Origin of the sequence: Mycobacterium colombiense (assembly GCF_003284975.1) — a bacterium.
In the GTDB taxonomy this organism is placed as follows: Bacteria; Actinomycetota; Actinomycetes; order Mycobacteriales; family Mycobacteriaceae; genus Mycobacterium; species Mycobacterium europaeum_A.
The window spans coordinates 1-16472 of the sequence record NZ_QMEU01000104.1 but is presented as its reverse complement, the minus strand read 5'-3'; the positions used below and the strand labels follow the sequence as shown (position 1 = coordinate 16472).

At 68.5% G+C, this 16472-nt stretch carries 18 protein-coding genes and 1 pseudogene; 9 read left to right on the top strand and 10 right to left on the bottom strand.

What is annotated here, in order from left to right; all coding sequences use genetic code 11:
• Positions 1-124: 124 nt before the first annotated feature.
• A complete protein-coding gene (locus tag DQP58_RS22145) occupies positions 125-1765 on the top strand; it encodes an LGFP repeat-containing protein (RefSeq protein WP_205869509.1) in 1641 nt (546 codons plus the stop codon).
• 7 nt (positions 1766-1772) lie between these two features.
• Here DQP58_RS22145 and DQP58_RS22140 read toward each other — a convergent pair whose 3' ends face one another.
• Genes DQP58_RS22140 through DQP58_RS22125 form a run of 4 tightly spaced genes read right to left on the bottom strand, consistent with a single transcriptional unit; the run spans position 1773 to position 4952 of the window.
• Positions 1773-2588, bottom strand: a complete 816-nt coding sequence (locus tag DQP58_RS22140) for an HAD family hydrolase (RefSeq protein ID WP_112710332.1) — start codon at positions 2586-2588, stop codon at positions 1773-1775.
• A gap of 34 nt (positions 2589-2622) precedes the next feature.
• Complete coding sequence (locus DQP58_RS22135) at positions 2623-3408, bottom strand: lysophospholipid acyltransferase family protein (RefSeq protein WP_112710331.1); 786 nt, start codon at positions 3406-3408, stop codon at positions 2623-2625.
• Positions 3409-3422: 14 nt separating this feature from the next.
• Positions 3423-4178 (bottom strand): lysophospholipid acyltransferase family protein, encoded by a 756-nt coding sequence (locus DQP58_RS22130; protein WP_112710330.1) that lies wholly within the window; start codon positions 4176-4178, stop codon positions 3423-3425.
• Between the two features lie 3 nt (positions 4179-4181).
• Positions 4182-4952 carry a lysophospholipid acyltransferase family protein gene (locus DQP58_RS22125; RefSeq protein WP_112710329.1) on the bottom strand — a complete coding sequence of 257 codons (771 nt, stop codon included), beginning with the start codon at positions 4950-4952 and terminating at the stop codon, positions 4182-4184.
• 77 nt (positions 4953-5029) lie between these two features.
• Between DQP58_RS22125 and DQP58_RS22120 the strand changes: the two genes are divergently transcribed.
• The 3 genes from DQP58_RS22120 to DQP58_RS22110 all read left to right on the top strand — a co-directional run bounded on the left by DQP58_RS22120 (position 5030) and on the right by DQP58_RS22110 (position 7757).
• The gene (locus DQP58_RS22120) at positions 5030-5794 is read left to right on the top strand and encodes a phosphotransferase (RefSeq protein ID WP_112710328.1); all 765 of its coding nucleotides are present in this window, start codon (positions 5030-5032) and stop codon (positions 5792-5794) included.
• Between the two features lie 83 nt (positions 5795-5877).
• The gene (locus tag DQP58_RS22115) at positions 5878-7428 is read left to right on the top strand and encodes an MBL fold metallo-hydrolase (RefSeq protein WP_112710327.1); all 1551 of its coding nucleotides are present in this window, start codon (positions 5878-5880) and stop codon (positions 7426-7428) included.
• A complete protein-coding gene (locus tag DQP58_RS22110) occupies positions 7425-7757 on the top strand; it encodes a hypothetical protein (RefSeq protein WP_066873143.1) in 333 nt (110 codons plus the stop codon). The genes DQP58_RS22115 and DQP58_RS22110 overlap by 4 nt, the downstream gene beginning before the upstream one ends.
• On the opposite strand, the gene DQP58_RS22105 is transcribed toward DQP58_RS22110, so the two are convergent.
• Positions 7754-9328, bottom strand: a complete 1575-nt coding sequence (locus DQP58_RS22105) for a phytoene desaturase family protein (protein WP_112710326.1) — start codon at positions 9326-9328, stop codon at positions 7754-7756. The two genes, DQP58_RS22110 and DQP58_RS22105, sit on opposite strands and share 4 nt — an antisense overlap.
• Before the next feature lie 48 nt (positions 9329-9376).
• Positions 9377-10000: a TetR/AcrR family transcriptional regulator gene (locus DQP58_RS22100; RefSeq protein WP_112710325.1), complete on the bottom strand. Its 624-nt coding sequence runs from the start codon at positions 9998-10000 to the stop codon at positions 9377-9379.
• Between the two features lie 69 nt (positions 10001-10069).
• Between DQP58_RS22100 and DQP58_RS22095 the strand changes: the two genes are divergently transcribed.
• On the top strand, positions 10070-10555 hold the full coding sequence (locus DQP58_RS22095) for a DUF2834 domain-containing protein (RefSeq protein WP_112710324.1): 486 nt from the start codon (positions 10070-10072) through the stop codon (positions 10553-10555).
• On the opposite strand, the gene DQP58_RS22090 is transcribed toward DQP58_RS22095, so the two are convergent.
• The gene (locus DQP58_RS22090) at positions 10552-11124 is read right to left on the bottom strand and encodes a class I SAM-dependent methyltransferase (protein ID WP_112710323.1); all 573 of its coding nucleotides are present in this window, start codon (positions 11122-11124) and stop codon (positions 10552-10554) included. The genes DQP58_RS22095 and DQP58_RS22090 overlap by 4 nt on opposite strands.
• A 55-nt stretch (positions 11125-11179) precedes the next feature.
• On the opposite strand from DQP58_RS22090, the gene DQP58_RS22085 reads away from it, so the two are divergent.
• The gene (locus DQP58_RS22085; protein ID WP_112710322.1) at positions 11180-11929 is read left to right on the top strand and encodes an AraC family transcriptional regulator; all 750 of its coding nucleotides are present in this window, start codon (positions 11180-11182) and stop codon (positions 11927-11929) included.
• Here DQP58_RS22085 and serS read toward each other — a convergent pair whose 3' ends face one another.
• On the bottom strand, positions 11930-13195 hold the full coding sequence (serS, locus tag DQP58_RS22080; protein ID WP_112710321.1) for a serine--tRNA ligase: 1266 nt from the start codon (positions 13193-13195) through the stop codon (positions 11930-11932). It abuts the gene before it with no gap.
• A 112-nt stretch (positions 13196-13307) separates the two neighbouring features.
• Between serS and DQP58_RS22075 the strand changes: the two genes are divergently transcribed.
• The 3 genes and pseudogenes from DQP58_RS22075 (at position 13308) to DQP58_RS22065 (ending at position 15305) form a co-directional block, all read left to right on the top strand.
• Positions 13308-14684, top strand: coding sequence for a septum formation family protein (locus DQP58_RS22075; RefSeq protein WP_112710320.1), 1377 nt, complete (start codon positions 13308-13310; stop codon positions 14682-14684).
• Between the two features lie 4 nt (positions 14685-14688).
• A pseudogene (locus DQP58_RS22070) lies at positions 14689-15110 on the top strand (metallopeptidase family protein).
• A gap of 3 nt (positions 15111-15113) precedes the next feature.
• On the top strand, positions 15114-15305 hold the full coding sequence (locus tag DQP58_RS22065) for a hypothetical protein (protein ID WP_066871612.1): 192 nt from the start codon (positions 15114-15116) through the stop codon (positions 15303-15305).
• Between the two features lie 4 nt (positions 15306-15309).
• Here DQP58_RS22065 and DQP58_RS22060 read toward each other — a convergent pair whose 3' ends face one another.
• Positions 15310-15996: a histidine phosphatase family protein gene (locus DQP58_RS22060; RefSeq protein WP_112710318.1), complete on the bottom strand. Its 687-nt coding sequence runs from the start codon at positions 15994-15996 to the stop codon at positions 15310-15312.
• Positions 15993-16472, bottom strand: a 480-nt coding sequence (locus DQP58_RS22055; RefSeq protein ID WP_114149363.1) for an ACT domain-containing protein, incomplete at its 5' end; no start/stop codon positions are given. The genes DQP58_RS22055 and DQP58_RS22060, both read right to left, overlap by 4 nt.

Here is a 16472-nt window from a genome sequence, read left to right as displayed (position 1 = left end):
TTTACAAACCCTCCACAAGACGGCACCGCAGAAATGTCTGCGGTGCCGTCGATTTTGGTCGACATTCGCCGCCGCTCAGCTCGTGTCGTCTCATAGATAACATTAGGAACACACGTAACATCGGCTGGTGTCTCGCAGTCGTGCGCCGACGATGCTGCTCACCGCCATGGCGGCGACCGTCGTCCTCGTCTCGTGGGTGGCCGACACGACTCGCGATCGCGGCGCCGCCAGCCCGCGGCCGTCCCGCGGCACCCAACTGGTCGAACAGCCGCTGGTCGGGTTGGGGGCCGGCGTCACGGTCCGCGAAATCGGTCAGGCCACCCCCTTCTCGCTGGTCGCCCTCACCGGCGACCTGGCCGGCACGTCGACGCGCGTGCGGGCCAAGCACCGCGACGGCTCGTGGGGTCCCTGGTATCAGACCGAGTACGAAACCGCGGCACCCGACGGGGCGACAACGGCGGGGTCCCTCGAGGGGCCCCGCGGCACCGATCCAGTGTTCGTCGGCACCACCACGACGGTTCAGATCGCGGTCACCCGGCCGCTGGACGCCGCGGTGACCCAACCGCCCCCGGCGCCGCCGACCGAGAAACCCGACCTGGGCTATAAGCCGGCATCCCGGGAACAGCCCCTGGGGCAGAACATCTCGGCCGTCCTCATCTCCCCACCGCAGGCGCCGGCCGACACGCATTGGACACCACCGGCCGGAGTCTTGATGCCCGGCCAGGCCCCGCCCATCATCAGCCGCGCGCAATGGGGCGCCGACGAATCGTTGCGATGCGGTTCCCCGCAGTACGACAACGGGATTCGCGCGGCGGTGGTCCACCACACCGCCGGCAGCAACGACTATTCGCCGCTTGAATCGGCCGGCATCGTCAAAGCGATCTACACCTACCACAGCAAGACGCTGGGCTGGTGCGACATCGCGTACAACGCGCTGGTGGACAAGTACGGCCAGGTGTTCGAGGGCAGCGCGGGCGGGATGACCAAGGCGGTCGAGGCCTTCCACACCGGCGGATTCAACCGCAACACCTGGGGTGTGGCGATGATCGGCAACTTCGACGACGTGCCCCCCACCCCGATCCAGCTGCGGACCATGGGCCGGTTGCTGGGCTGGCGGCTGGGCCTGGACGGCGTCGACCCGAAGGCCACGGTGCAACTGGAATCGGCCGGCAGTCACTACACCACCTTCCCGGCCGGCGCCGTCGCGACGCTGCCGACGATCTTCACCCACCGCGACGTCGGGAACACCGATTGCCCGGGCAACGCGGCCTACGCGTTGATGGACGAAATGCGTGATATCGCATCGCATGTCAACGATCCGCCCGAAGAGTTGCTCAAGGCGCTGCAGGGCGGTGCGATCTATGACCACTGGCAGGCGATCGGCGGGATGACCAGCGTGCTGGGCTCGCCGACCTCACCGGAAGACAGCGCGGAGGGCGACGCCCGCTTCGTCACCTTCGCCCGGGGCGCGATGTACTGGTCACCCGAGACCGGCGCCCAGCCGGTCACCGGCGCCATCTACGACGCCTGGGGCTCGCAGAGCTATGAACGTGGCCCGCTCGGATTGCCGACCAGCGCGGAAATTCAAGAGCCGCTACAGATTACGCAGAATTTCGCGCATGGCACGCTCAACTACGAGCGGCTGACCGGAAACGTCTCCGAGGTGGTCGACGGGATCACCATTCCACTGACCACCGAATCCCCAAGCGGCCCAACGGTTCCGGCCGAGCACTTCTCGCTGCCGTCGCACCCGACGCCGACGTGACGCAGCCCTAAAGCCACCAGCGTTCTAGCACGCGGCCCACCCCGTCGTCGTTGTTGGCGGTGGTCACCTCGTCGGCGGCGGCCTGCACGTCGGGATGGGCATTGCCCATCGCCACGCCATGTCCGGCCCACCGCAGCATCGGCAGATCATTGGGCATATCGCCGAAGGCCACCACCTCCTCGGGGGTGATCTGCAACGGCCGTGCGATCTCGTCGATGCCGGTGGCCTTGCTGGTGCCCAACGGCACGATCTCGATCAGCCCGTTGTTGGTGGAGTAGGTGATGTCGCCCGCGATGCCGACGTGCTTGGCCAATTCGGCCGCCATGTCGGCGCTGCGGGCTCCGGACCGGCGGATGAGCAGCTTGATCGCCGGGGCGCTGAGCAGATCCTGGATCGACACCTCGGTGTTGTCCGGGTTCAGCCAGGCATGCTCGTAGCCCGGCGAGCTGACGAACTGAGGCGTGGCCGTGTCGTGCGCGCTTTCTCCGATCCGCTCGACGGCCAGACCGGCGCCCGGGATGACGCGGGTGGCCAGCTCCGCCAGCTCGGCCAGGGTGTCGACGCTCAGCGTGCGGGTGGACACCACCCGGTCGGTCGCGGCGTCGTAGATGACGGCGCCGTTGGCGCACACCGAGATCGGCGCGAAACCCAGCGCATCGACGACCGGAGGTATCCAGCGCGGCGGACGGCCGGTCGCCACCACGAACTGCGCACCGGCGCCCACCGCGGCGCGGATGGCGTCGCGGGTGCGCGGGGAGATCTTCTCGTCGTCGTCGAACAGGGTGCCGTCGACGTCGCAGGCGATGAGCGTCGGCAGGGTCATCGAGACCGTCCCCCTCGGCGGCTGGCCGGACGGCTCAATGCAGCCCGCTCTGGTTCTGCCCGGGCCGGGTCACGCCGTCGGTGCCGTACTTGCGCATTCGCTCCTGCAGCTCCGACAACCGCAGCGCCCGGGAATCCTCCTGCGTGGGCGCGCCGCCGCCCAGCCGCCGCGGCACCCAGAATTCGTCCTTCGGGTGCGGATATTCCTCCTGCACCCGGTACAGCAGGTCGTTCATCGCCGAACGCAACACCAGGTTGAGTTCCTCGGGTGTGCCGCGCGGCGGCAACGGCTGCCCGGCCGCCACCGTGATCGGGACCTTGTTGCGGAACACCTTCTTGGGATGGTCCTTGGGCCAGATCCGGTGAGCGCCCCACACGACGATCGGAACGATCGGCACGTGTGCGTCCAGCGCCATGCGCGCCGCCCCCGTCTTGAACTCGCGCAGTTCGAAGCTGCGACTGATGGTGGCCTCGGGATGCATCCCGATCAGCTCGCCCTCGCGCATGCGCCGCACGGCCACCTCGAAGGCGTCGTGCCCGGACCTGCGGTCCACCGGGATCAGCCGAGCGTGATTGATGACGTAGTTGACCGCCTTCACGTCGGCCATCTCCGCCTTGATCATGAAGTAGGCGCGCCGCCCGCGCTCGCGCACGGCCATCAGCGTCGGCAGCCAGTCCAGATAGCTGGTGTGGTTCTGCGCCAGCAAGGCGCCGCCGCGCGCGGGAATGTTCTCCAGGCCGTGGTAGGTGAACTTGGTCCCCTGCATCGCGACCATCGGCGGAACGATCCATTCCGCCAGCCGGTAGAACCCCTCGGGCATGTCTTCTCCTTCGCCTACTGCGACGGGCGCTCGGCCCTTTTGGCCGCGCGGGCCGCAGCCTCGGTTGCCTCGATGCGAGCGGCCTCGGCCAGGGTCGGCGCTGCGCCGCCCAGCCGGCGCGGCAGCCAATACGCTCCGGGCTCGCCCGGATAGTCCTCTTGCGCGCGGTGCAGCAAGGTGGTCATCGAGTCGCGCAGGGCGGCGTCGGTCTGCGCGATGTCTTCGCGCGCCCGTAACGGCGCGCCTACCTGCACAGTAATGGGTATCTTGGCGCGACCCACATTTCGCGGGTGATCCTTGGTCCAAATGCGCTGAGCCCCCCAGACGATCACCGGCACGATCGGGACGTCGGCTTCGATGGCCATCCGGGCGGCGCCGCTCTTGAACTCCTTGAGCTCGAAGCTGCGGCTGATGGTGGCCTCCGGATAGACCCCCACCAGCTCGCCCTCGCGCAGCCGCTGCACCGCCATCGCGTAGGCGCCCGCCCCGGCGCCGCGATCCACCGGGATGGTGCGGGTGTGCTTGATCAGGAAGTTGACCGCTTTGACCTGCTGCATCTCGGCTTTGATCATGAACCGCAGCCGACGCCCCCGGCGGTGGACGGCCAGCGCGACCGGCAGAAAGTCGACATAGCTGGTGTGGTTGATCGCCACCACGGCGCCGCCCCGCTCGGGGATCTGCTCCTCACCGCGGTAGGTGATCCTGGTGCCGGTGGCCTTGACGACCAGATGAGCCAGCAGCTCCAAGGCGCGGAAGGTCGGCTCCACCATTGATCACGACTCCGGCGCCCCTGCAGACCGGGCCCGCCGCGCCGCCCGGGCGGCCGCCTCCTCGGCCTCCAGCTGGGCCGCCTCCGCCAACGACGGCGCGCCCCCGCCCAGCCGATGGGGCACCCAGAACTCACCGGCGGGGTGCGGCCCGTACATCTCCTGCGCCCGCTCCAGCAGATGCTGCATGCGCGAGTGCAGCAGCCCCTTGAGCTCCTCGATGGCCAGCGTCGGCTCGATCGGTTCGCCGACCAGCACGATGATCGGAACCTTGGGCCGCCAGAGCTTTTTCGGGTGGTCCTTGGTCCAGATCCGCTGGGCGCCCCAGACGATGTGCGGAACGATCGGCACCCCGGCCTCGACCGCCATCCGCGCGGCGCCGGATTTGAATTCCTTGATCTCGAAGCTGCGGCTGATCGTGGCCTCGGGGTAGACGCCGACCAGCTCACCGTCCTTGAGGTGGCGGACGGCGGCTTCGAAGGAGGCGGCGCCGTCCTGGCGATTCACCGAGATGTGCCGCAGGCTGCGCATGATCGGCCCGGTGACCTTGTGGTCGAACACCTCCTGCTTGGCCATGAACCGCACCTTGCGGCCCAGACCCTGCTGGTAGGCCGGCAACCCCGCGAAGGTGAAGTCCAGGTAGCCGGTGTGGTTGATCGCGATAACCGCCCCGCCGCTTGTCGGCAGGTTCTCCACGCCCGCGATCGTGATCTTCAGGCCCTGGATGCGCCACACCAGGCGGGCGAGTTGAATGACAGTCCCGTAAACCGGTTCCACAGCAGTTCAGCCTAATGCTCCCGGCAACGTGCCGCCCCAACAGCCGAGAATCCAAAAGCGCCACAAGGAGGCCCTCGTTGTCCGCCCCGTCATCCCCACCCCCGGTACCTGCGATCGTCGACCGGTTCGCCGCCGGCCGGCCGGTGCGGGCGGTCTGGGTCAATGAGCTCGGCGGAGTGACCTTTCGGGTGGGTGCTGACACGGCTGCTGGGGAGGCCACCGCCGGCATTGAATTCATCAAGGTGGCTGAGCCCGGCGCCGCCGACTTGGCCGGTGAGGCGCACCGCCTGCGGTGGGCACGTCGCCACCTGCGGACGGTGCCGGAAGTGCTCGGCCACGGGATGGCCGGGGACCATTCGTGGTTGCGCACTCGGGGGCTCCCCGGCCTGTCGGCCGTGGATCCACGGTGGCTGGCGGCACCGGATGTCGCGGTGCGCGCAATCGGTGCGGGTCTACGCGCATTGCATGACCGACTTCCGGCCCACGCGTGCCCCTTCGACTGGTCGGCGAACGTCCGGCTGGCCGCATTACCGGCGGCAGCCCGGTCGGCGCTTGCTGAGCCACCGCCGGTCGACCGGCTGGTGGTCTGCCACGGCGATGCATGCGCGCCGAACACGTTGATCGACGGCCGGGGCCGCTACAGCGGACATGTTGATCTCGGCGATCTCGGTGTGGGCGACCGGTGGGCCGACCTTGCGGTGGCAACGCTGTCGCTGGGCTGGAACTATCCCGGCCGGGGGTGGGAGGGGGAATTCTTCGCCGCATACGGCGTCGAGCCCGACCCCGTGCGCATCGACTACTACCGGCGGTTGTGGAACGCCGACGGTGCCGGTTCGCGCTAAGCTCGGGGGCTGAAAAGCCGTCATCCCCGGCCGAGGCCGCAGAAGCCTTTCGAAGGCCTTCTACCGGCCCCAGGAAGGTATCAGTGCAGGTCACCAGCGTCGGCCACGCCGGATTTCTGATCCAGACCCAAGCGGGCAGCATCCTGTGCGACCCCTGGGTCAATCCGGCCTACTTCGCGTCCTGGTTCCCCTTCCCGGACAACAGCACGCTGGACTGGGACGAGCTGGGTGACTGCGACTACCTGTATGTGTCGCACCTGCACAGGGACCACTTCGACGCGAAGAATCTGGCCGAGCACGTCAACAAGGACGCCGTGGTGTTGCTGCCGGACTTTCCGGTGCCCGACCTGCGAAACGAACTGCAAAAGCTGGGGTTTCACCGATTCTTCGAGACCGGCGATTCGGTAAAACACCGGATCGCCGGCCCGAAGGGCGAGCTTGACGTCATGATCATCGCGCTGCGGGCGCCCGCCGACGGTCCGATCGGCGATTCGGCGCTGATGGTTTCCGACGGCGCGACAACGGTTTTCAACATGAACGACGCCCGGCCGGTGGATCTGGACGTGCTGGCCACCGAATTCGGGCACATCGACGTGCACCTGCTGCAGTACTCCGGGGCGATCTGGTACCCGATGGTCTACGACATGCCGGCCCGCGCCAAGGAGTCGTTCGGCATCCAGAAGCGGCAACGCCAGATGGACCGCGCCCGCCAGTACCTCGCCCAGGTCGGGGCGACGTGGGTGGTGCCGTCCGCGGGGCCGCCTTGCTTCCTCGATCCGGAACTGCGCCACCTCAACGACGACCACGCGGATCCGGCCAACATCTTCCCCGACCAGATGGTGTTCCTGGATCAGATGCGCAAACACGGCCACGACGGCGGCCTGCTGATGATTCCCGGGTCGACCGCCGATTTCACCGGCTCGCAGCTCAATTCGCTGATCCACCCGCTGCCCACCGATCAAGTCGAGGCCATCTTCACCACGGGCAAGGCCGACTACATCGCCGACTACGCCGAGCGGATGGCGCCCGTCGTCGCCGCCGAGCGGGCGAGCTGGGCACCCGCCACCGGGGAGCCGCTGCTGGAACCGTTGCGCGCCCTGTTCGAGCCGATCATGTCGCAAAGTGATGAGATCTGCGACGGAATCGGCTATCCCGTCGAACTGGTGCTGGGGCCGGAAACCGTGGTCCTGGACTTCCCGAAACGTGCTGTGCGGGAACGCATCCCGGATGAGAAGGTGCGCTACGGCTTCGAGATAGCACCGGAGCTGGTTCGCACCGTGCTGCGCGATCGCGAGCCGGACTGGGTCAACACCATCTTCTTGTCGACCCGGTTTCGGGCCTGGCGTGTCGGCGGCTACAACGAGTACCTGTACACGTTCTTCAAGTGCCTGACCGACGAACGGATCGCTTACGCCGACGGCTGGTTCGCCGAGACGCACGACGACTCGGCGTCGGTCACGCTGGACGGCTGGGAGATTCAGCGCCGCTGCCCGCACCTCAAGGCCGACCTATCGAAATTCGGCGTCGTCGAGGCAAACACGTTGACCTGCAACCTGCATGGCTGGCAGTGGCGATTGGACGACGGTCGCTGCCTGACCGCCAAGGGCCACCAGCTGCGGAGTTCGCGGGCGTGAGCGCATCTTACGACGACGGCCTGATCCAACTGGATCGTGCGGCGATCACGTTGCGCCGCTACCACTTTCCTTCCGGTACGGCGAAGGTGATCGCGCTCGACGCGATCCGCGGGTACAAGGCCGAGCAGCTCGGCCTTTTCACCCAGCGCTTCCGGATCTGGGGCAGCTCGGACTTCCGCCGCTGGTTGCCGCTGGACATCGGCCGCCCGCTCAAGTCGACGTTGATCACGCTGGACGTGCCGGGCACGCGGCCCAGCCCGGCGTTCACGCCGGCGCGTCCCGAAGAGTTCACCGCTTTGCTGGACGACCTGCTCGGCCGGCGCGGCTAGGACGCCCCCGCGCCCCCGCGGTCGGCGAGCGCCTGGCGCGCCGCGTTGTAACCGGGGATGAAGGTGATGCCGGGGCCCCCGTGACAGCCGGCGCTGCCCAGATACAGGCCCTCGATCGGGATCGGCTGGCCGAGGAAGCCCCGCGGGCCGGGCCGGTTGGGCCCGATCTGGTTGGCGTTCAACAACCCGTGGCAGTAATCCCCGCCGGGCGCGCCGAACATCACACCCATGTGCCTGGGCGTGAAGGTGGTGTGCCGGATGATGCTGCGTTCGAAATTAGGGGCGAGCCTGGTGATCTTGTCGATCACCCGCTGGCCCATCTCGACCTTGGCCTGCCCGTAGTCGACGTCGCCCTCGATCGGGAAGAACAGCGCGAACGCCGACGCGGCGTGCTTGCCGTCGGGTGCAAGGTCCGGGTCGTTCTGCGACGGGATCTGTAGCACGACGGTCGGGTCGGCCGGGACGATGCCGCGCCGCGCGTCCTCCCATTGCTGCTGGACTTCCTCCGGCGTGCAGAACAGACCGATCGAGGCCTGCATGGCCGGTGAGTTGAGGGCCTCATACGGCGCGGCGAAGACGGGCGCCTCCTCGAGCGCGAAATGCATCTGCAGGTAGCTGCCGCGGTGGTCGATGCGGGCATAGCGTTCCCGAATATCGGCGGGCAGCGCGCCCTGTTCGATCATCTCGTTGAGGGTGACGTCCGGCGCGATGCCGGAGACGACGATCGGGGCGTGCAACGTCTCGCCCGCCTCGGTGCGCACGCCGGTCACCCGCCCTTCGGCGACGAGGATCTCGGTCACCTTGGTGCGCAACCGAAGCTCGCCGCCATGACTTTCCAGCACGTCGCACAGGTGCGCGGTGAGCGCGCCGATGCCGCCGCGCAGCTTCTTCATCTGCATGGTGTCGCCGTCGGGCACGCCGAGCCCGAAGGCGAGCGCGGCCGCGCTGCCCGGCGTGGCCGGGCCCCGGTAGAGCGTGTTGACGGCCAGCACGGTCATCGAGCCGCGGATCGCACCGAACTTCTCGCGGTCGGGCAGATAGCGGTCCAACACGTCGGTGACCGAGCCGAACAGCATGTCGTCGATCGCCGAGCGCTCGAATTCGTTTGTGGCGCAGGCATACATCTCATCGATGCTTTTGGGGAGTGTGCCGGCTTCGAACCGGCCCAGCGCGCGGGTCGGGCCCTGGCTCCACGCCATCAGCCCCGCCATCCCGTTGACGGCGTCCGCGCCGTGCACCTCGTTGAGATGGGTGAACAGCTTGACCGGGTCGCTGTACTGGATCAGCGGATCGTCGCCGACGCCGCGGACCGCCACCGACATCACGTCCAAGTCGATGGTCGGCAGGGTGTCCAGGCCCAGCTCGTCGACCACCACCTGCGACGTCGGGAACTGCACCGAGCCGGCGATCTCGAACTGGTATCCGTCGAAAAGCTCGACGGTGGAGGCCATGCCACCCGCGTAGAGCTTGGGATCCAGGCACACCGTGCGCAGCCCGGCCTTTTGCAGCAGCACTGCCGCGGTGAGCCCGTTGTGCCCGGCACCGATAACCATCGCGTCGTATTCAGTCATGTCCTGCCCTCCGAAAGGGAGGCTCGCACGACCGCAAAGTTTTGTCAATTATGACGAAACTGCAGTGGTCCACGTGCCGGAGATCCCGCCGCGCAGCGACTCGAGCGCCACGTGGGTGATCCGGGCCAGTTCGCCGAGCGACCGATCGTCGCCGACCATCCAGGCCTCCATGGCGCCGAACACCGCGGCCGCGATGCACCGCGCGGTCACAGTGACCCGCAGCCGCACATCCGGCGTTCGATCGGTCGCGCCACTGCGCCGGCGCAGCTGCTCCTCGATGGCGTCGGCCAGGTCGGCCTGGACGTCGCGGATGTGGCGGACGATGCGGCCCTGGTCCAGGTCACCGCCCCGCAGCGCGGCGATCTTCGTCACGGCCTCAACGTCATACGGGAAGGCGAAGACGGCCGCCTGCACCGAGTCGATGACCGGCTCGTCGACCGGCCTGGCCTCCAGCGCCGCGCGAAACCAGTGCAGCCCGGTGTAGTCCGCGAACAGCAGGTCGTGCTTGGAGCTGAAGTGGCGGTAGAACGTCCGCAGCGACACCCCGGCGTCCGCGGCGATCTGCTCGGCCGACGTGTCCTCCACGCCCTGGGCCAGGAACCGCACCACGGCGGCCTGGCGCAGCGCTTCGCGCGTGCGCTCGCTGCGCGCCGTCTGAGCGGGCCGGACCATGGCAGTAAGGTATCAAGAAAGTTTTTGACAATATTGACAAAACTTCCGAACCCGGGTGAGACTGCGCCCATGGTCTCGCTACTCACTCACGCGGTACTCGGACTGGCGGTCATCAGCTGGATCGTTCTGGCCAACAGAGGAGTCTTCGCCCGGCCGGCCAGCGGCCCGCTGTTCTCGCCAATGGAAGTCGTGTACTACGTCGTCGGCATCGCGTCGGTCGCCCTCGGCTGGTACTTCAACATCACCTACGTGCAGCAGTACGCGCACGGATCCACCAATCCGCTGTGGGGCGAACACGGCAGCTGGTTCGAATACATCAGGCTGATGTTCACCAACCCGGCCGCCAGCTCGGCCAGCCAGGACTACACGATCGCCAATGTCGTTCTGCTGCCGATCTTTACGATCGTGGACGGCTACCGCAGAGGCCTGCGCCACCCGTGGCTGTACTTCGTGTCCAGCCTGTTCACCAGCTTCGCGTTCGCGTTCGCGTTCTACTTCGCCACGATGGAGCGGCAGCGCCGCCACGAGCGCGACCGTGCGACGGTAGCCGCTTAGCCGATCGGTTTGGCGGCCCGCCATTTCTGCCGGCCACCCTTGACCTCGGTGTGGATGTCGGTGAATCCCGCCGCCGCAAGCCGCGCCGGCAGGTCGGTTGGCGGGATCGGGTTGTAGGTGTCGGCGACGTGCAGCAGCCGAAATGCAAGGGACGGGACGCCGTCGCTGCCGGCGAAGACCCCGCCCGGTTGCAGCACGCGGAACGCCTCGGCGAGCAGGCGGTCCTGCAGTTCGGCGCGGGGCACGTGGTGCAGCATGGTGAAGCACACCACCGAGGTGAAATGGTCTGCGGGCAAACCGGTTTCGCTGCCATCGCCGTGGATGATGCGCGCGCGATCACCGTAGCGGCGCTGCAGACGATCGGCCATCGCCCCGTCGACCTCGACCGCGGTCAGCGACGCCGCCCGATCGAGCAGCGCACGCAGCGTCGCCCCGTAGCCGGGACCGATTTCCAAAGTCCGCGCGCCCAATTCGACGTCCCGCAGGGCCCACGGCAACAGCTGATCGGCCACCGCCTGCTCCCAGCCCACGGAGCTACAGCGCCGTCGGTGCAAAAGATTCATCGCCATACCGAGAACGTTAGGCGCCGACATGGAGTGCGGGCTTCCGATATCCTGCCGTGATATGTCGGAATTCAGCCACCACGGGGTGGCGACTTCGTCGCAGACGTTGCCGCCGGGATCCCACATCGAGCGGCACCGCCATCCTTTGCACCAGATCGTCTACCCGTCCTCGGGTGCCGTCTCGGTGACCACCCCGACCGGAACGTGGATCACGCCGGCGAACCGCGCGATCTGGATACCCGCGGGGTGCTGGCACGAACACAAGTTCCACGGCACCACGCGGTTTCACGGCGTCGCGCTGGACCCCGACCGCTACCGCCGCGGCCCCGCGGCCCCCGCCGTGCTGGCGGTCAATCCCTTGATGCGCGAACTGATCATCGCGTGTTCGCAAACCGATGGCACCGACACCGACGAGCACCACCGGATGCTGGCCGTGCTGCATGACCAGTTACAGGCCGTCGGCATCGGGGAGGCGCTGTGGGTTCCCACACCGGTCGACGGCCGGCTGCGCCAAGCGTGCGCGCTGATCGCCGACAACCTGCGGGAGTCGTTGTCGCTGCGGCAGATCGGTGACCGGCTCGGGGTCGGCCAGCGCACGCTGAGCCGCCTGTTCAGCGACGAACTGGCGATGACGTTCCCGCAGTGGCGCACCCAGGTGCGGCTGCAGCACGCCCTGGTGTTGCTCGCCGAGCGGCGCGACGTCACGTCGGTGGCGGCCGAATGCGGTTGGGCCACACCGAGTGCATTCATCGACACCTACCGGCGAGCCTTCGGGCATACGCCCGGCCAGGTGGCGGCGAAGGCGCGCTAGTTATCGGTGGCCACCCGGCTCGAGCACCTCGGTGCCGACGAACGGCACCAGGGCCTCGGGCACCCGCACGCTGCCGTCGGGCTGTTGGTGGTTTTCCAGGATCGCCACCAGCCACCGCGTGGTGCCCAGCGTGCCATTGAGCGTGGCGGCGGTCTGCGGTTTGCCCGCCTCGTCGCGAAAGCGGGTGGCCAGCCGGCGCGCCTGGAACGTGGTGCAGTTCGACGTGGACGTCAACTCGCGGTAGGCGCCCTGCGTGGGAACCCAAGCCTCACAATCGAATTTGCGTGCGGCCGACGAACCCAGATCGCCCGCGGCCACGTCGATCACCCGGTACGGCACCTGGATGCGGGCCAACATCTCGCGCTGCCAGCCCAGCAGCCGCTGGTGTTCCGCCTCGGCGTCCGCGGGGGTGCAGTAGACGAAGCCCTCGACCTTGTCGAACTGATGCACCCGAATGATGCCGCGGGTGTCCTTGCCGTAGCTGCCGGCCTCACGGCGAAAACACGACGACCACCCCGCGTACCGCAGCGGCCCGCCGGACAGGTCCAGGATCTCGTCGGCGTGGTAGCCGGCCAGCGGCACCTCCGAGGTGCCCACCAGGTAGAGGTCGTCGGCCTCCACGCGGTAGACCTCGTCGGCGTGGGCGCCCAGGAACCCGGTGCCGGCCATCACCTCCGGGCGCACCAGCACCGGCGGGATCATTGGGATGAAGCCGTTCTCGACGGCCAGCCGCAACGCCAGTTGCAACAGGCCCAGCTGGAGCAGCGCGCCCTTGCCGGTCAGGAAGTAGAACCGCGACCCGGACACCTTGGCCCCGCGCTGCATGTCGATCAGCCCGAGTGACTCGCCGAGCTCCAAGTGGTCCTTCGGGTCGTCGATCGCAACGGGCTCGCCGACCACGTCGAGCACCGCGAAGTCGTCCTCGCCGCCGGCGGGCACCCCGTCGATGACGACGTTGGAGATCGCCATGTGCGCCGCGGTGAACGCAGCCTCCGCGTCGGCCTGGGCGGCTTCGGCTGTCTTCACCTGCTCGGCCAATTCCTTGGCGCGCGCCAGCTTGGCCGGGCGCTCCTCGGGAGAGGCCGCCCCGACGCTCTTGCTGGCGGACTTCTGTTCGGCCCGCAGCCCGTCGGCCGACGAAATTGCGGCCCGGCGGGCGGCGTCGGCCGTCAACAGCGCGTCTACCAGCGCCGGGTCCTCCCCACGACTGAGCTGGGAGCGGCGCACGGCATCGGGGTCTTCCCGGAGCAGCTTCAGGTCGATCACGGCCCTGAGACTACTTTCACCGGTTCGGGGCGGCTGGCGGCGCATCCACGGTGGAAAGTCGCAGGACTCACATCCGTAACTTTTGTCACCGGTCTCAGGCGCTCCTGTCAGAATGGAGCGGATGTCGCAAGCGCCCGAGAAGGAACTTTCGGAAGCCCGGGAAACCCGGGCGGTCGAGCCGTCCGAACAGCAGCCGTCGGCCTTCGGTTGGCCGCGCAGCCTGCAGGCCCGGGCGACCCGGCGCGCGCTGCTGCTGACCGCCCTCGGCGGCCTGCTGATCGCGGGGCTGGTTACGGCGATACCGGTCGGCGGTCCCGGGTCGGGCCGGTTCCTCGACAGCAGCCCGGTGCGCAGCACCGGAACCAAGAGCGACGCCGCCTTCAACCGGGCCGCCACCGGGGAGTGCCTGATGTGGCCGGAGACAACCCCGGAGTCGGCGAGGATCGTCAACTGCGGTGACGACCACAAGTTCGAAGTCGCCGAATCGATTGACATGCGGACATTCCCGGGCTCCGAATACGGGCCCAACGCCGCACCCCCGACGCCCGCGCGCATCCAGCAGATCACCCAGGAGCAGTGCGAGGCAGCCGTCCGCACCTACCTCGGGCCCAAGTTCGATCCGAACAGCAAGTTCACCGTCAGCCTGCTGTGGCCCGGCGACCGGGCCTGGCGCCAGAACGGCGACCGTCGGATGCTGTGCGGCCTGCAACTGCCCGGGATGAACAACCAGCAGCAGGCCTTCAAGGGCAAGGTCGCCGACGTCGACCAGTCCAAGGTGTGGCCGGCCGGCACCTGTCTGGGCATCGACTCGGCGACCAACCAGCCGACCGACGCGCCCGTCGACTGCGCGGCGCCGCACGCCATGGAGGTCACCGGTACGGTCAACCTGGCCGAAAAATTCCCCGGTGGCCTGCCGGCCGAGCCCGACCAGGACGGCTTCATCAAGGATTCGTGCACCAAGATGACCGACGCGTACCTGGCGCCGGTCAAGCTGCGCACCACCACCTTGACGCTGATCTACCCGACGGTGCCGCTGGCCAGTTGGACGGCGGGCAGCCGCGAGGTGGCCTGCAGCATCGGCGCGACGCTGGGCAACGGCGGCTGGGCCACCCTGCTGAACAGCGCCAAGGGCCAGCTGCTGATCAACGGTCAACCGCCGGTACCGCCGCCCGACATCCCCGAGGAGCGGCTCACCATGCCGCCGATCCCGCTTCAGGTCCCGGCTCAGCCGCCGTCCAGCCAGTCCGGCGCCGGCACCGGCTCGGCCCCGGAGATCCCGCCGAACAACCAGCACCTGCCCGGCCAGCAGCCCGCGCAGCAACCCCAGCAGCAGGCCCCGCAACAGCAGGCGCCCGCCCAGCAGGCACCGCCGGCGGACAACGGCGCCCCGCCGGCCAACCCGGCACCCGAGGCACCGGCGCCCGCGCCTCCGCCACCGGCGAACCCCGCACCCGAGGCACCGCCCGCCGCGCCCCCGCCGGGAGGCTAGGCGGGTGTCCGTCCGGATGGATCCGCAACGCTTCGACGAACTGGTCTCCGACGCCCTCGACCTCATCCCGCCCGAGCTGGCGGCCGCCATGGACAACGTCGTCGTGCTGGTCGAAGACCGCCATCCCGAGGACGCCGAACTGCTCGGCCTGTACGAGGGGGTGGCGTTGACCGAACGCGACTCCGACTACTCCGGATCCCTGCCGGATGCCATCACCATCTACCGCGACGCGCTGCTGGACGCCTGCGAATCCGAGGACGAGGTCGTCGAGGAGGTGGCCATCACGGTGATTCACGAAATCGCTCACCACTTCGGCATCGACGACGACCGGCTGCACCAGCTGGGCTGGGCCTGAGAATCTGGCGCGGCGCCGGGATCGCCGGGCGCGGCATCCCGACTTTGTCCGCGACGGGTGCTATGAACTGACCTATGAGCATTGACTGCCGCGACTGTCGGGCAGGCTTAGATCACTGTCACGGCACCATCATTCGCCACGCACTGCACCGGTCGGAATGCACGGAGCCGGATTGCTTCAGTCCCGAGCTGTTGCCGCACGCCTTCGTGATCGACTGCGACGCCGTCGGGTGCGTGTGCACCGAAGTGATCGCCCTGGCCGTCTGACGGGTCAACCCATCGGGTCGGCGCTGGACCGCACCGCGTCCGCGACCGGCGTCGCCTCTTCCCCCGGGTAGAACGGCGGGGTCAGCGTTCCCCAACGCACGCAACTCCACCGCCCGTCGGTGATCGGGGTGAGGGCCACCGATTGAGCGTTGTCCAGGTGATTGTCCAGCGCGAACTCGGCGTCGACACCCGCCAGCACCGCCGCGGCCAGCCGGATCGCCGCGCCGTGGCTGACGACGACGATGTCGCCGTGGAAGTCGCGGTCGTCGAGGTAACGCAGGCGCAGGTCGGTGAGCACCGGGACGTAGCGGTCCAGCACGTCGTTGCCGGTCTCGCCGCCGGGAAGCGCCACGTCGAGCTCGCCGTGATGCCACCGCTCGTAGATCGCGTTGAACTCGGCGACCGCGTCGTCGTCGTTGCGGTTTTCCAACCGCCCAACCTGGACTTCGTGGACGCCGGCCACCTCGATCGGGGGCACGTCGACCTGGCCGCCGATCACCTCGGCCGTCTGCGAGGCCCGGGTGGCCACCGAATGCGCGAGCATCGCCGGGCGCCCCGACCCGCGGGCGAATGCCCGGGCCTGGTCGCGACCCAACGGCGTCAACTCCGCACCCGGCGGGCGGGTGTCGAGCCGGCGCTCGACGTTTCCGTATGACTGGCCGTGGCGCACCAGGATCAACCGGCCGCTCACCGCCGCGCTCCCCCGGCGGACTCGTCGCGCTTGCCGTCCAGCAGCTGCTGCAGCCAGCGCGCGGCCTCGTCGGCCGACGGCGGCAACGCCCCCGCCGGCGAGCCGGTGGGCCAGGAACCGAGATAACGCACATCAGCACAACGACGGTGCAGCGCTTTGAGTGCCTCGGCGACGGCGTCGTCGTCGATATGGCCGACGCAATCGGCGAAGAAGCGGTAGATGCCGAGACCCGTTCTGGTTGGCCGGGATTCGATGCGGGTGAGGTCGATGCCGCGGACGGCGAATTCGGCGAGCGCGGCCAGCAGCGCGCCAGGCGCGTTGTCGATGCGCAACACCACCGAGGTGCGGTCGGCTCCGGTGCGTGCCGGCGGCGGGCCCGGCCGCCCGACCAGAAGGAAGCGGGTCCGGGCGTTGGATTCGTCGACCACACCCTCGGCCAGGGTGCCCAGGCCCCAATGCGTGGCGGCCAGCGGCGA